At 71.6% G+C, this 13,628-nt stretch carries 9 protein-coding genes and 1 pseudogene; 2 read left to right on the top strand and 8 right to left on the bottom strand.

The genetic code is table 11. The annotated features are described in order from the left end of the window. Positions 1-22: 22 nt before the first annotated feature. From AMA02S_RS23100 to AMA02S_RS23090, 3 genes are read right to left on the bottom strand one after another with little or no spacing between them, the layout of a single operon-like run. Positions 23-2,605 (bottom strand): FtsX-like permease family protein, encoded by a 2,583-nt coding sequence (locus tag AMA02S_RS23100; RefSeq protein ID WP_067461486.1) that lies wholly within the window; start codon positions 2,603-2,605, stop codon positions 23-25. Beyond that, positions 2,602-3,318 (bottom strand): ABC transporter ATP-binding protein, encoded by a 717-nt coding sequence (locus tag AMA02S_RS23095; RefSeq protein WP_067461485.1) that lies wholly within the window; start codon positions 3,316-3,318, stop codon positions 2,602-2,604. Before AMA02S_RS23095 ends, AMA02S_RS23100 begins: the two co-directional genes overlap by 4 nt. Further along, on the bottom strand, positions 3,315-3,902 hold the full coding sequence (locus tag AMA02S_RS23090; protein ID WP_067461484.1) for a PadR family transcriptional regulator: 588 nt from the start codon (positions 3,900-3,902) through the stop codon (positions 3,315-3,317). Before AMA02S_RS23090 ends, AMA02S_RS23095 begins: the two co-directional genes overlap by 4 nt. 139 nt (positions 3,903-4,041) lie before the next feature. On the opposite strand from AMA02S_RS23090, the gene AMA02S_RS23085 reads away from it, so the two are divergent. Further along, positions 4,042-4,821, top strand: a complete 780-nt coding sequence (locus AMA02S_RS23085) for a hypothetical protein (RefSeq protein ID WP_067461483.1) — start codon at positions 4,042-4,044, stop codon at positions 4,819-4,821. A 181-nt stretch (positions 4,822-5,002) separates the two neighbouring features. Here the strand turns inward: AMA02S_RS23085 and ilvC are convergent, their stop codons facing one another. The 4 genes and pseudogenes from ilvC to AMA02S_RS23065 form a co-directional block, all read right to left on the bottom strand. Continuing rightward, positions 5,003-5,986 (bottom strand): ketol-acid reductoisomerase, encoded by a 984-nt coding sequence (gene ilvC / locus AMA02S_RS23080; RefSeq protein ID WP_067461482.1) that lies wholly within the window; start codon positions 5,984-5,986, stop codon positions 5,003-5,005. Positions 5,987-6,044: 58 nt separating this feature from the next. Next, positions 6,045-6,569: an acetolactate synthase small subunit gene (gene ilvN / locus AMA02S_RS23075; protein ID WP_067461481.1), complete on the bottom strand. Its 525-nt coding sequence runs from the start codon at positions 6,567-6,569 to the stop codon at positions 6,045-6,047. Between the two features lie 5 nt (positions 6,570-6,574). Further along, a pseudogene (locus tag AMA02S_RS23070) lies at positions 6,575-8,329 on the bottom strand (acetolactate synthase large subunit); the annotation flags it as partial. A gap of 231 nt (positions 8,330-8,560) precedes the next feature. Further along, positions 8,561-11,413, bottom strand: coding sequence for a putative bifunctional diguanylate cyclase/phosphodiesterase (locus AMA02S_RS23065; protein ID WP_067461479.1), 2,853 nt, complete (start codon positions 11,411-11,413; stop codon positions 8,561-8,563). A gap of 429 nt (positions 11,414-11,842) precedes the next feature. Here AMA02S_RS23065 and AMA02S_RS23060 point away from each other — a divergent pair, with 429 nt between their 5' ends. Beyond that, positions 11,843-12,931, top strand: a complete 1,089-nt coding sequence (locus AMA02S_RS23060) for a PQQ-dependent sugar dehydrogenase (RefSeq protein WP_067461478.1) — start codon at positions 11,843-11,845, stop codon at positions 12,929-12,931. On the opposite strand, the gene AMA02S_RS23055 is transcribed toward AMA02S_RS23060, so the two are convergent. Continuing rightward, entirely contained in the window at positions 12,932-13,558 is a 627-nt protein-coding gene (locus tag AMA02S_RS23055) for a Uma2 family endonuclease (RefSeq protein ID WP_067461477.1), read from the bottom strand. It lies immediately after the preceding gene. Positions 13,559-13,628: the final 70 nt, after the last annotated feature.

The raw sequence follows: 13,628 nt of genomic DNA, 5'->3' as shown, positions 1-13,628 counted from the left end.
CCCGCCGGCACCGACCGGGCGATCAGGCGACGATGCGGTGCGACAGGGGGAGCCGGGATCGGGTGAAGATCCCCGCCGCGAGCATCGCCATGAGCGGCACGACCACCCCGATGAGCAGGAGAACCTGCCAGGGTATGTCCACGATCGTCCCATGGGATGGGTCATGGGTGAGGGGCCGCGCCACGGCGATGCCCGGGACGAGCCCCGCCGCGAGCCCGAGCCAGCAGCCGAGCACCGCGACGAACCCCGCCTGGCCCATCATCAGCAGCCGGCGGGTCCGCGGCCGCGCGCCGATCGCCGCGAGCGTGGCGAGGTCGGGACGGGCGTCGGCGGACGACAGCCCGGTGGCGATCAGCGATCCGCCGAGCGCCAGCACGCCGCCCGCGGCCGCCAGCAGCAGCATCATCACCTCACCGGTCCGGGTGAAGCCCCGCTCGACGTAGACGGCGCCGTCCGCGGGCTGTTCGCTGGCTCCGGCGACCACCTCGGTCAGCCGCGCCTGCTCGGCCCGGGTGAGCCGGTGCCGTGCCCGGTCCACGCCGAACGCCTCCACGCGGGCGGGGACGCCGATCTTCGCGGCGGCGGACGGGGGCACCAGCGCCGGCACGTGCGGGTCCGTCTCGACGCCGATCGCGGGCAGTCCCGGCACCTCCTTGAGGACGCGCGGCTGGTCGTCCACCCACACCGACACGGTGGCCGTCGTCGTGCCGCCAGTCAGCGGCCGGGACGCGAACACCACGATCTTGCCCTCGGCGAGGGCGGCGTTCACGGCGGGGTCGTCGCGGCCGAGCAGCATCCGGGCCTCGGGGGCGCCGCCCACGACCGCGTCCAGGTACTCCAGCGACTCGCCGAGGCGCCGGCCGGCGAACCGCACCGAGGGGCACTTGGCCGTGTCGCCCCCGGTACACACCGAGTTCTCTCCCGGCAGGACCCGCAGGTCGAGCATCGAGCCGCCGGGAAGCTCGCGGGCGAGCACCGGCCGCAGAGCGTCCACCCGGTCCAGCGGCGGGCGGATCATCGCCGAGCCCATCGGCAGCCGGGGCGTGTAGTCCATCCGGGCCTGACGGAGGTCACTGGCGTTGGCGATGGCCAGGGCGGTGATCCCCGCGACCGCCGCCATGATCGCGGCGACCGCCGGCGCGGACCGGCCGCGGTTGCGCGAGCCGTCCCGGACGGCGAGGCGCAGCGGCACCGGCAGCCGCCCGGCGACCCGGCCCGCGGCGCCGACCAGCCACGGCCCCGCCATGACGAAGCCGGCGATGATCACGACGGCGCCGAGGGCGGCGCCGAACTCACGCAGTACCCGCACCCCGGCCAGGCTGAGGAACACGCCCACCGCGACGGCCGCGGCGCCGGCGATCGGCCAGCCACGCTTCGGCATGCCCCGCTCGCGGCGGCCCGCGAGGGCGGCGACGACGTCCATCCGCGCGGCCTGCCGCGCGGGCACGTACGCGGCGAGCACGCCGCTGCCGACGCCGAGCGCCATCGTCAGGGCGACCTGGAGCCAGGGCACCTCGAACGGGCCGAACGCGTTGTCGGTGGTGGACTCGGCGACCAGCTTGGTCACCGCCGCGCCGGTCATGCCGAGCGCCCCTCCCGCCAGCGCGGCGGCGCCCCCGATCACCAGACCGCCCGCCAGCACGACGGCCCGCAGGTGCCGCCCGTCTCCGCCCGCCACCGCGATGAGCGCGAGCAGGCGCCGCTGGCGGCGGATGCCCACGGCGAACGCGGGCCCGGCCAGCAGCACGATCTCCAGCACGATCATCGCGACCGTCATGACGACGATCGCCTGGCCGCTGCCGCTGCGCGCCTCGGCGTCGGCGGGCAGGGCCACCGACGGCGGGTGCTCGACGACCGCGCGGGACAGCGCCGCGATCCCGTCCTGGTTGAGCTTGGTGACGTCGGCCCAGGTGACCGGCCGGCCGGTGCTGATCAGCCATTCCGGGGCCGAGTCGCCGGTGGCGGAGAGCCCGCCGGGCGGCGCGAGCGCGAGGTGATCGCCGCGGGCGCGGGGATCCTCGACGTGGCCGACGACGCGCCGGACGGTGCCCGCGCGGTCGATCACGACCGCGGACCCGATCGTGAACTCGCGGCCAGCCAATGAGGGCGACAGCGCGATCTCGTCCGGTGCGGCGGGCGCCCGGCCCTCGGTGATCGTGTACATGCCGCGGGCCAGGGGGTCGCGCACGTCCAGCTCGACGCCCTCCGACTCCCGGTATCCCCGCGGGGTCTTCAACGCCACCGTCTTGTGGATCAGGGGCAGGACGCGGGCGCGCGGGCCGTACTCGGCGGTGACCCGGCGGACGATCTCCTCGGTGGTCCAGGGCTCACCGGACGATGCCCCGTCCTGCGGGAACTGCATCTCGATGTTCACCGGGTCCTGCCGGATCGGGGCATGCCCGCCCCCGGCGAGCCGCGCGTCGGCGGCGCCGAGGTCGTAGGGCAGCGACTCGCGCGGTGACCACTCCATGGTCGTCACCAGCGCGGCGACCGCCACGATCATCGCGACGGGCAGCCCGATCATGCACATGACGAGTGCGGTGCGGCCCTTGGCGCGCACCGCGTCCCGCCGCGCCATGCGCAGCGACGGCGCGTAGGACCTCACCGGGCCTCCTCAAGGAGGGTCTCCGGGCCGGGACGGCCGGGCGTGGCGTCGACGACCCGCCCGTCGCGCAGGAACACCACGCGATCGGCCCAGGCGGCGTGCCGCGACTCGTGCGTGACCATCAGGCAGGCGGCACCCGCGTCGCAGCGGGCCCGCAGGATGCGCATCACGTCCTCGCCGGTCTGGCTGTCGAGGGCGCCGGTCGGCTCGTCGGCCAGGACGAGCCGCCGGTCCCCGACCAGCGCACGGGCGATGGCGACCCGCTGCTGCTGGCCGCCGGACATCTCGTCGGGAAAACGGTCGGCGAGCTCGGCGACGCCGACCTCCTGAAGCGCCTGCGCCGCCTCCTGCCGCGCCCGCCGGGCCCGGACGCCGTCCAGCTCGCGCGGCAGCATGACATTCTCGGCCGCGCTGAGGCTCGGGATGAGGTTGAGGTCCTGGAAGACGTAGCCGACGCTGCGGCGGCGCAGCGCCGACCGCCCGACCGCCCCCAGCGCGCCGAGGTCGGCGCCCTCGACCACGACCTGGCCGGACGTCGGGGTGTCAAGGCCCCCGGCCAGCGTCAGCAGCGTCGACTTGCCCGATCCGGACGGCCCCATCACGGCGACGAACTCACCGGCGGCGACCATCAGATCGATCTCCCGCAACGCGTGGACGAGCCCCGCGCCCGTCCCGTGGTCGCGGGAGACGGCGTGCATGGCCAGGACGCTCATCGGTGCGCCTCCTCGTTGTCGGCCGGGTCCGGGGCGGGCGCCGGCGGCGCGGAGGCCGGGAGGGCGCGCACGACGTAGGACTCGCAGTGGTCGAGCCAGCGCACCTCCGCCTCCGTCTGGAAGATCATGGATTCCAGGACGAGCCGCCACGCGGTGTCCCCCTGGTCGGTGGGCGTCGCGGGTGCGTCCGCCTTCAGCCGGGTGAGGTCCTGCAGAGTGCGCAGCGACGCGGTGCGCTGGGTCTGCACGACCTGCCGGACGTCGACGCCAGGCGTGGTGACGGCCATCGCGAGCTTGATCGCCAGCTCGTCGCGGGGCCGGTCGGCGCGGGCGATCGGAGTGGCGAACCAGCGCCGCACGTCCGTCTCGCCCGCCGGGGTGATCCGGTAGACGAACCGCCCCTCGTCGTCGGCGCCGACCCGGGTGACCATCTCGTCGCGTTCGAGGCGGGACAGGGTGGAGTACACCTGCCCGATGTTCAGCGGCCAGGTGGCGCCCGTGGACGACTCGAACTCGGCGCGCAGCTGGTAGCCGTAGCGGGGCCCCTGGGACAGCAGCGCCAGCAGGCCATGACGGATCGACATACCTACCAAGTATGCATACCGCGTATGTTACTGGCAATACCGAGTATGCATCCTGGGAGACACGCTCCCTGAATTTCACCGTCCGCGATCGACCTGGGGCTTACCGTGACCGGAGCGAGCGATCGACAGGGAGGGACCCGTGGGCTCGGACAGCACCATCAGCGTCCTGCGCGACGTCTTGCGCGTGTACGACCACCGCTACCTGGACCTCGACCGCCTCCAGCGGGAGCGGCTGGTCGAGGGCACCCGGCGGGTGATCGGCGAGGAGGGCCTCAGCGACGCCGCACGGGCCGCGCTCCCGGCGTCCGTCCGGCTCCGCGCGTTCTGCATCCAGCACGGCCTGCGCGAAGAGCTGGAGCGGCTGATCCGCGACGAGACGGAGGGCAGCCCCGCGGGCGCCGTCGTGGTCGGCGGGAGGATCTACGCGCTCTACCCCTACCTGAGGGGTGTCTCGCGACAGGACGCCGACATCACCACCGAGGTCGGTGTCGACCATCGGCTGGACGCCCTGGGCTGGCAGGGCGGGAGACTGCGGATCCGCGGCACGGCGGCCCTCCAACGCGTCGAGACGCACCACGCGACCGTGGAGGTGATCCTGCGGGAGCGGACGTCCGGCAAAGAGCACGGCTTCTCCGCCGAACACCGCGAGCCGGGTTTCGAGGTCCTCGCCGACCTCGCCACCCTCGGCCCCGGCCGCTGGGACGCGCACATCGCCGTCACGGCGCTGGGCGTGACAAGAGCGGACCGCCTAGGAAGGAACCGGGCACCGCGCCTCAAATCCGTACCCCAGCACCGCACGCTCGGCACGAAGAAGGTCACGGTCGACTTCACCGAAGACGGCCACCTGACACTCCTGATGGCGACCGGCCGCGCCCAGCTGCCCCGGCGCACGAGCCTCTTCCGCCGTCTCCCCCGCTGACTGAGACGAGCGGGGGGACGGCAGAAAGGCCCAACTACCACGCGAGCGTGCTATCTGCCCCGGTGAGGCACGCTGAAGGCAAGCCTCACCAGGGCGGATCGCGAAGCGATGACGCGCTCGCCCGAGCACGGTCAAGGGCGAGCCGCCAGTCGAGCGCCCTGGGCCGGGATTGCAGATCGTTCTAGTCGTTGAGCCAGCTCATCATCGGGCGCAGCTCGGCGCCCGTCTTCTCGATCGGGTGCTCGGCGAGCTCCTCGCGGTACTTGCCGAACCGGGCCTGGCCGCCTTCGAACTCCTCCACCAGTTCCTTGGCGTACGCGCCGGACTGGATCTCGCCGAGGATCTTCTTCATCGCGGCCTTGGTCTCCGGCGTGACCACGCGCGGGCCCCGGCTGTAGCCGCCGTACTCGGCGTTGTCGGACACCGACCAGTACATCTTGGCGATACCGCCCTCGTACATGAGGTCGACGATCAGCTTCATCTCGTGCAGGACCTCGAAGTAGGCCACCTCCGGCTGGTAGCCGGCCTCGGTGAGCACCTCGAACCCGGTCTTGATCAGCTCGGAGACACCGCCGCACAGCACCGACTGCTCGCCGAACAGGTCGGTCTCGGTCTCCTCGGTGAAGGTGGTCCTGATGCCGCCCGCGCGCAGGCCGCCGATGGCCTTGGCGTACGACAGCGCCAGCGGCCAGGCGTTCCCCGACGGGTCCTTCTCCACCGCCACGATCACCGGCACGCCGCGGCCCGCGACGAACTGACGGCGGACGAGGTGGCCCGGGCCCTTCGGCGCGACCATCGCCACGTCCACGCCCTCCGGCGGCTGGACGAGGTCGTAGCGGATGCTGAAGCCGTGGCCGAAGAACAGCGCGTCGCCCTCCACGAGGGCGGGCTTGATGTCCTTCTCGAAGATCTCCCGGTGGTGGTGGTCGGGGGCCAGCAGCATGATGAGGTCGGCCTCCTCGGCCGCCTCCGCCGGGGTGACGACGCGCAGCCCCTCGGCCTCCGCCAGTTCCCGGCTCGCCGAGCCCTCGCGGAGCCCGACCCGCACGTCGACGCCGGAGTCGCGCAGGGAGAGCGCGTGCGCGTGCCCCTGGCTGCCGTAACCGATGACCGCCACGTGCCGGCCCTGGATCACGCTCAGGTCGGCGGCGTCGTCGTAGAACATCTCAGCCACAGTGCTGTTGCCTTTCAGTGTTGGTGATAAAGACCGGAATTCACACGGGTCACGCGCTGCGTTCGATGGCGCGCAGCGAGCGGTCGGTGATGGATCGGGCGCCACGGCCGATGGCCACCATGCCCGACTGCACCATCTCCTTGATGCCGAAGGGCTCCAGGACCCGGATGAAGGCGTCGAGCTTGTCGCGGTTCCCGGTGACCTCGATGGTGACCGCGTCCGGTGCGACGTCCACCACCTTGGCGCGGAACAACTGGACGGTCTCCAGGACCTGGGACCGCGTCTCGGCGTCGGCGCGCACCTTGACCAGGACCAGTTCGCGCTGGACGGACGCCGGCTGGTCGAGCTCGACGATCTTCAGCACGTTGATCAGCTTGTTGAGCTGCTTGGTGACCTGCTCCAGTGGCAGGTCGGCGACGTTCACCACGATCGTCATCCGGGAGATGTCCGGGTGCTCGGTGGTGCCGACGGCGAGGGACTCGATGTTGAAGCCGCGGCGGGAGAACAGCGCCGCGACACGCGCCAGGATGCCGGGCTTGTTCTCCACCAGCACCGAGAGGGTGTGCAGGCTCATCGGGGTCAGTCTCCGTTCTCCCAGTCGGGGGCCATATCCCGCGCGATCTTGATGTCGTCGTTGGTGGTGCCGGCGGCGACCATCGGCCAGACCATCGCGTCCTGGTGGACGACGAAGTCGATGACGACCGGCGCGTCGTTGATCTCCATGGCCTTGGCGATGACGTCGTCGACGTCCTCCGCGCGGTCGCAGCGCAGCCCGACGCAACCGTACGCCTCCGCCAGCTTGACGAAGTCCGGGATGCGCTTGGCGGAATGCAGGTCGGTGTTGGAGTAGCGGCCGTCGTAGAACAGCGTCTGCCACTGCCGGACCATGCCCAGGTTACCGTTGTTGATCACCGCGATCTTGACCGGGATCCCCTCGATGGCGCAGGTCGCCAGCTCCTGGTTCGTCATCTGGAAGCAGCCGTCGCCGTCGATCGCCCACACCTGCGTGTCGGGCGCGCCGACCTTGGCGCCCATCGCGGCCGGGACGGCGTAGCCCATCGTCCCCGCGCCGCCGGAGTTGAGGAACGCGCCCGGCCGCTCGTACTTGATGAACTGTGCGGCCCACATCTGGTGCTGGCCGACGCCCGCGACGTAGTACGCCTCCGGCCCGGCGAGCCTGCCGATGCGCTCGATGACGTACTGCGGGGACAGCGAGCCGTCCGAGGGCGTGTCGTAGCCCAGCGGGTAGGTGTCGCGCCAGGCGTTGAGCTGCCGCCACCAGTCCCCGTAGTCGCCCTTGCGTCCCGCGTCGTGCTCGTTCTGGACGGCGACGATCAGGTCGGCGATGACCTCCCGCGCGTCCCCGACGATCGGGACGTCCGCGTGCCGGTTCTTGGAGATCTCGGCCGGGTCGATGTCGGCGTGCACCACCTTGGCGCCGGGCGCGAACCCGTCGAGCTTGCCGGTGACCCGGTCGTCGAACCGCGCGCCGAGCGTGACCAGCAGGTCCGCACGCTGGAGCGCGCCGACGGCGCCGACCGCGCCGTGCATGCCCGGCATGCCCATGTGCAGCGGGTGGCTGTCGGGCAGCGCGCCCTTGGCCATCAGGGTGGTGACGACGGGCGCGCCGGTCAGCTCGGCCAGCACCTTCAGCTCGGCGGACGCTCCCGCCTTCAGCACGCCGCCGCCGACGTACAGCACCGGGCGCCGCGCCGCGCCGATCAGCCGTGCCGCCTCACGGACCTGCTTGGAGTGCGGTCGGGTGACGGGACGGTACCCGGGGAGCTGGAGCTGGACGGGCCACTCGAAGGCCACAGTGGCCTGGAGGGCGTCCTTGGCGATGTCGACGAGGACCGGTCCCGGGCGGCCCGTCCCGGCGATGTGGAACGCCTCGGCGATGGTGCGCCCGATGTCCGCGGCCTTGGTCACCAGGAAGTTGTGCTTGGTGATCGGCATCGTGATGCCGGCGATGTCGGCTTCCTGGAAGCCGTCCGTCCCGATGAGGGAGGACGCGACCTGCCCCGTGATCGCCACGATCGGCACCGAGTCCATGTAGGCGTCGGAGATCGCGGTGACGAGGTTCGTCGCGCCGGGCCCGCTCGTGGCCATGCAGACCCCGACCCTGCCCGTCACCATCGCGTAGCCCTGGGCCGCGTGGCCCGCGCCCTGCTCGTGCCGGACGAGGATGTGGCGCAGCTTGCCGGAGTCGTAGAGCGGGTCGTAGGCGGGGAGGATCGCGCCGCCCGGGATCCCGAACACGGTGTCCACGCCGACGTTCTCCAGGGCGCGCACCAGCGCCTGGGCTCCCGTCATCTGTTCGGTCGTCATGATCTGCGTTTCCTTGGGGAGAGATGTCTGGGCTCACCGGGCAACAAAAAACCCCCGCCGCCGTGAGGCGGTCGAGGGGAGGCGCGCAGGTCGGAAAGCTTGGTCAGCCTGCGCGCCGACCAAGTACTACGAGAATAGTGAAACTGCTCTGCACGGAACTCACTTTCGCCGACTTCGCGGCGCCGGTCAAATCCCTGGACACATTGTCTCACACCGTGAGACGTTCCGGGCCTTCAGTCAACCCGGAAGGGGCAGTGGGACCTCACCCGGTCTCCCCTGCGCGGACAGGTTCGTCCGGACCAGCGACTCCACCCGTCCCGCCGCCATCGGGCGCGCCACGAGGAAGCCCTGCCCGCGCGGGCAGTCCATCCCCCGCAGCAGGTCCAGCTGCTCGGGCCGCTCGATGCCCTCCGCGACCACGGTGATGCCCAGGTCGCTGCCCAGCCGGACGATCGTGCGGGTCAGCAGCGTCAGCGTCTCGTCCGAGCCGAGCCCGGCCACGAACGACGGATCGATCTTGATGACGTCCACCGGGAGCTGGCCGAGGTAGGCGAGCGAGGCGTACCCGGTGCCGAAGTCGTCGATGGCGAGCCGGACGCCGAGGTCGCGCAGCTCCGACAGGCGTTCCACATTGTGGCCCGCGTCCTCGACGAGCACCTCCTCCCGCACCTCCAGCGTCAGCGCCTGCGGCGGCAGCCCGGTCTCGGCCAGCGCCGCCGCGACCGACTCCACGAACCGGGGCGCGGCGATCTGCCGGGCGGTGAAGTTCACCGACACGCCCACGTCCCAGGAGTCACGCCGCCACCGGGCGACCTCACGGCACGCCTCACGCAGCACCCAGTCGCCGAGCGGGATCATCAGGCCGGACTCTTCGGCGGGGCCGATGAACTCCTCCGGCGGCACCGACTCGCTCCCCCGCCACCAGCGCAGCAGCGCCTCGACCCCCGTCACCCGGGACGTGGCGAGATCCACCACCGGCTGGAACTCCACCGCGAACTGCTCCTCGGCGAGCGCCCGCTGCAGATCGCTGCCGAGCTCCAGCCGCCGCACGACGTCGGCGTGCATGTGCGGGGCGAACACCTCGACCCGCCCCCCGCCGAGCTCCTTCGCACGCGCCATCGCGAGGTCGCCGTTGCGGATCAGGTCGGCGGCCGTGCGCCGGACCCGCCGGCCCGCCTCCTTCCCGGTGCCCGCGGCGGCGCTGGACGTCGCGCCGGACACGGTCGCCCCCGTGGCCCCGGGCGTCTCCTCGTCCCCGGCGAACGCGATGCCGACGCTGGCCGTCAGCACGATGTGCTTGCTGCCCACCTGGTAGGGGTCCACCGACAGGACGCGCAGCAGCCGCCCGGCCAGCTCCACCGCGGCCTGCGTCTCCCGGTCGTCGGACGGGAGCTGGACGAGCACGGCGAACTCGTCCCCGCCCCAGCGCGCCACCGTGTCGTCGGCCTGCACCGTCGCGCGGAGCCGCCGCGCGGCCTGCGCGAGGACCTGGTCCCCGGCGGCGTGCCCCGCCGAGTCGTTGACCGCCGTGAAGCCGTCCAGGTCGACGAAGACGACCGCGACCCGGCCGCCGTCCCGCTGCCGCGTCAGCACCTCCCGGGTCCGCTCCTCGAAATAGGACCGGTTCGGCAGACCCGTCAGCCCGTCGTGGAACGTCAGATGCGCGACCTGCCGCTGCAATGCCGCCTGCTCGCTGAGGTCGCGGGTGGTGACCAGCAGCCGTCCCGGCGCCTCGCCGGTGCCCGCGTACCGGGAGATCGTGGACTCGGTGGGCAGCCAGGTGCCGTCCGCCGCGCGCACGCGGCACGACACGCGCAGCGAGTCGGGCGGTGTGTCCTCTTCGAGGAACTCGGTGAACACCGCGTCGACGCGCGGTAGGTCCTCCGGGTGGATGATCTCGTGCAGGGGCCGTCCGAGCAGTTCGTCGGGGGTGTAGCGGTAGGTGCGCAGGGCCCCCGCGCTGGCGTACTGGACGGTCGCGTCCAGATCGCAGATCAGCACCGCGTCGTTGATACTCTCCGACAGGGCACGGAAGTGCTCCTCCCCCGTCCCCACCGCCCGGCGCAGCGCCTCGTTCTCGCGCAGCAGCCCCGCGAGCCGGGCGAGCAGCACCAGCACCGCCGAGCCCGCGACGATCGACACCACGGGTTCCAGGCCGTTCTTCCCGGTCAGCGAGTGCCCCGCGACGAACATGCCCGCCGCGGCGGCGATCGCGGCGGGCGCGAGGCCCGGCCCGATCATCCGGCCGCACTCGTCCCCCGGCGGCAGCACGACGTCCTCGGGGATGTCGTCGACCTCCTCGTCCGCCGGAACCCGCGCGGGGCCCGTCCACGGCACCAGCAGCAGGAGCAGCAGCCCGCCGAGGCGCAGGATGTCGGCGGGGTCGTCGGCCGGCACGCCGCCGTCCAGCCGGACGATCGTCGTGACGATGTCGGCGATCGCGAACGCGGTGAGCGCCCCGTACCCCATCCACGCCTGACGCCGGTGCCCCCGCCCGGCGCCGAGGACGAACGGCAACGCCCCGCACATCAGCACGATGTCGATCAGCGGGTACAACAGTTCGAGGAAGAACTCGGGCGGTGACTCCTCGGTCTGGTGGTAGAGCGAGCTGAACAGGCCCACCCAGCCCAGCACGAACAGCCCGCACGCGCAGACGTAGGTGTCGGCGGCGTACCGCAGCCAGGTCGCGGCCTCCCGGGGCAGCCTGATCGGCACCACGAGCCCCGTCACCAGCGCGACCACGGCGATCAGGTAGAACAGGTCGGAGACCGACAGCGACAGGGCGCTGCGGCTGGGGGCGTCCGCCATCGCGCTGCCCAGCGCGCCCACGAACCAGCAGGCGGCGGCGAGGCCGTACCAGCGCCAGGACGCCCGCCAGACGGCGCCGTCCGCACCCCTGCCCTTCGGGCCCCGGGCCGACATCAGCAGCGAGATCGCGGCGGCGCCCGCGGCGCCCGCCTCCGCCCACGCGATGAAGGCCGTGCCGCCCCAGCCCAGCAGCGAGCCGATGGCGTACAGCACGCCGACGATCGCGGCCAGGGCGACCGGCAGCACCCGCGGAGGCATCCGCCTCGCGTACTCGCCGCTCATCGCGCCATGTCCCTTTCTGCCCCGATGAGAACGCCCCGCCCCCCGCGGGCGCGGCGTCGCGCCGGGAAAGGGCATGAGTCTGGAAACCTCACCGGCCGCTCGGGTAACGCCCGGAAGGTCATGGATCGTGCCCCGCGCGAGTTCGGCGCGGGGTGGACGGCGAGCGCATGGGCCTGCGCAGGCCGAAGATCAGCGACGTTGCTGCACTGCGGGATCACCGTGTCGCTCAATGTACGTTCCGTAGGTCACAGAGCGATTGAGGCTCAGCGTCCTCCCGGCGACAAACGACCGTGATATTGACCTACTTCGGACACCCGAAACGCCCTCGTCACCTTCGTCCGCATCACGTTGAGTGACCATTTTCACGCCTCGGAAGGGTGTGATGTCCGCCTCGTCCCTGCTGGCATCCTGGTACCCGGAGGCGATGCCATGCGACACCACCCGTTCATCCTTGCCGTGACCGCACTGGTCCTGGCGGCCTGCTCCGCATCCCCGTCCGGCTCCTCATCGGACGGTGGACCCCGTACCCCCACGCCCTTGGCGTCGGCGAGAAGCACCGCCCCCGGCGACCCCCGCGAGCTCGTCACGGGCCTGAACGTCCCCTGGGCCATCGCCTTCCTGCCCGGTGGCGACGCGCTGGTGACCGAACGGGACACCGCTCGCCTCCTGCGGGTCACACCGGCCGGCAAGAAGACGGACGTCGGCAAGGTTCCTGGGGTCGAGCCCGAGGGCGAGGGCGGCCTGATGGGCGTCGCCGTCTCCCCGTCCTATGCCCGCGACCAGCAGATCTACCTGTACTACACGGCCGCGTCCGACAATCGCGTGGTCAAGGCCACCTACGACGGCCGCCTCGGGACTCCGAAACCGATCGTCACCGGAATCCCCAAGGGCGGCAATCACAACGGCGGCCGGCTCGCCTTCGGCCCCGACGGCATGCTGTACGCGACGACGGGCGAGACCGGCGACACCAGCCGGTCGCAGGACAAGGACTCCCTCGGCGGCAAGATCCTGCGCGTCACGCCGGACGGCGCGCCCGCCCCCGGCAACCCCTACGGGACCCGCGTCTGGTCCTACGGCCACCGCAACGTCCAGGGCCTCGCCTGGGACGACGGGAGGCGACTCTTCGCCACCGAATTCGGTCAGGACCGCTTCGACGAAATCAACCACATTGTGAAAGGTGACAATTACGGGTGGCCCGTTGTGGAAGGCGTCGGAGACCGCCGGGGCTACACCGACCCGTTGCTCACCTGGACGACCGATGAGGCGTCCCCGTCCGGCCTCGCCTACGCGGGCGGCTCCCTGTGGGCCGCCGCCCTCCGCGGCCGGCGCCTGTGGCAGGTTCCCCTGACCAACGGTGAACCGGGCCGCCCCGTCGCCCGCTTCGAGAACACCTACGGCCGGCTCCGCGCCGCCGTGACCGCCCCCGACGGCTCCCTATGGATCACCACCAGCAACAAGGACGGCAGAGGCGATCCCACGTCCAAGGACGACCGCATCATCGTCGTCCCGGTGCGCTGATCAGTACTCCAGCTCCGCCCAGCCGATCATCATGGGAAGCGGATTGGTGATCTCCGGCGGCCCGCCCGCCTCGTCCTTCATCAGGGTGCCCAGATGCTTGTAGAGCATGGCACCCGGGTCCAGCCGGTAACGCTCGATCATCGAGACACCGGTGCCGTCAAGGCGCACGACCCAGTAGTGGGGAATTCCGGCTTTCGCGTACTCACCGAGCTTGTCGGCGGTATCCACGGTCTCCGAGCCCGGCGACACGATCTCCACAACGAGAAGGGCGTGTTCGGCCCGGAGTCGCTCCTTACCCTCACGATCAAGGCACCTGTAGAGGATGACGTCGGGCCGTCTGTTGCACAGAGGCACGTCACGAAGCCGCAGATCGACGTCGATGTCGACCTCGACACAGTCATGCCCCCGGCTCATCGCCGCCCGCGCATGGTATTCGAGAAGGTTCGCCAGTCGACGTCCCGCTCGCTGGTGGTCGCGTGTCTGTGCTTCGCAGAAGACGACGTAACCGTCCACGATTTCGATCAGTTTCGAGATGTCCTCGGAAAGAGCTTCATACTCCTCGGCGGTGACCCGCTCAGGCTGTGCACGAAGAGCCGCCAACCAGCTACCTGCCGGCAAAGCTGTCATCCGTGAACCTCTCGTTTCAGAGCACACGACCGGCTTGTTCAAGGCTACAGGCGCCTGGCCGTCCCATGGA

The sequence above is a fragment of the Actinomadura macra NBRC 14102 genome (assembly GCF_001552215.1).
Classification (GTDB): Bacteria; Actinomycetota; Actinomycetes; order Streptosporangiales; family Streptosporangiaceae; genus Spirillospora; species Spirillospora macra.
Note: the sequence above shows the minus strand (reverse complement) of the source record. Positions and strands in the feature narration are given on the sequence as shown.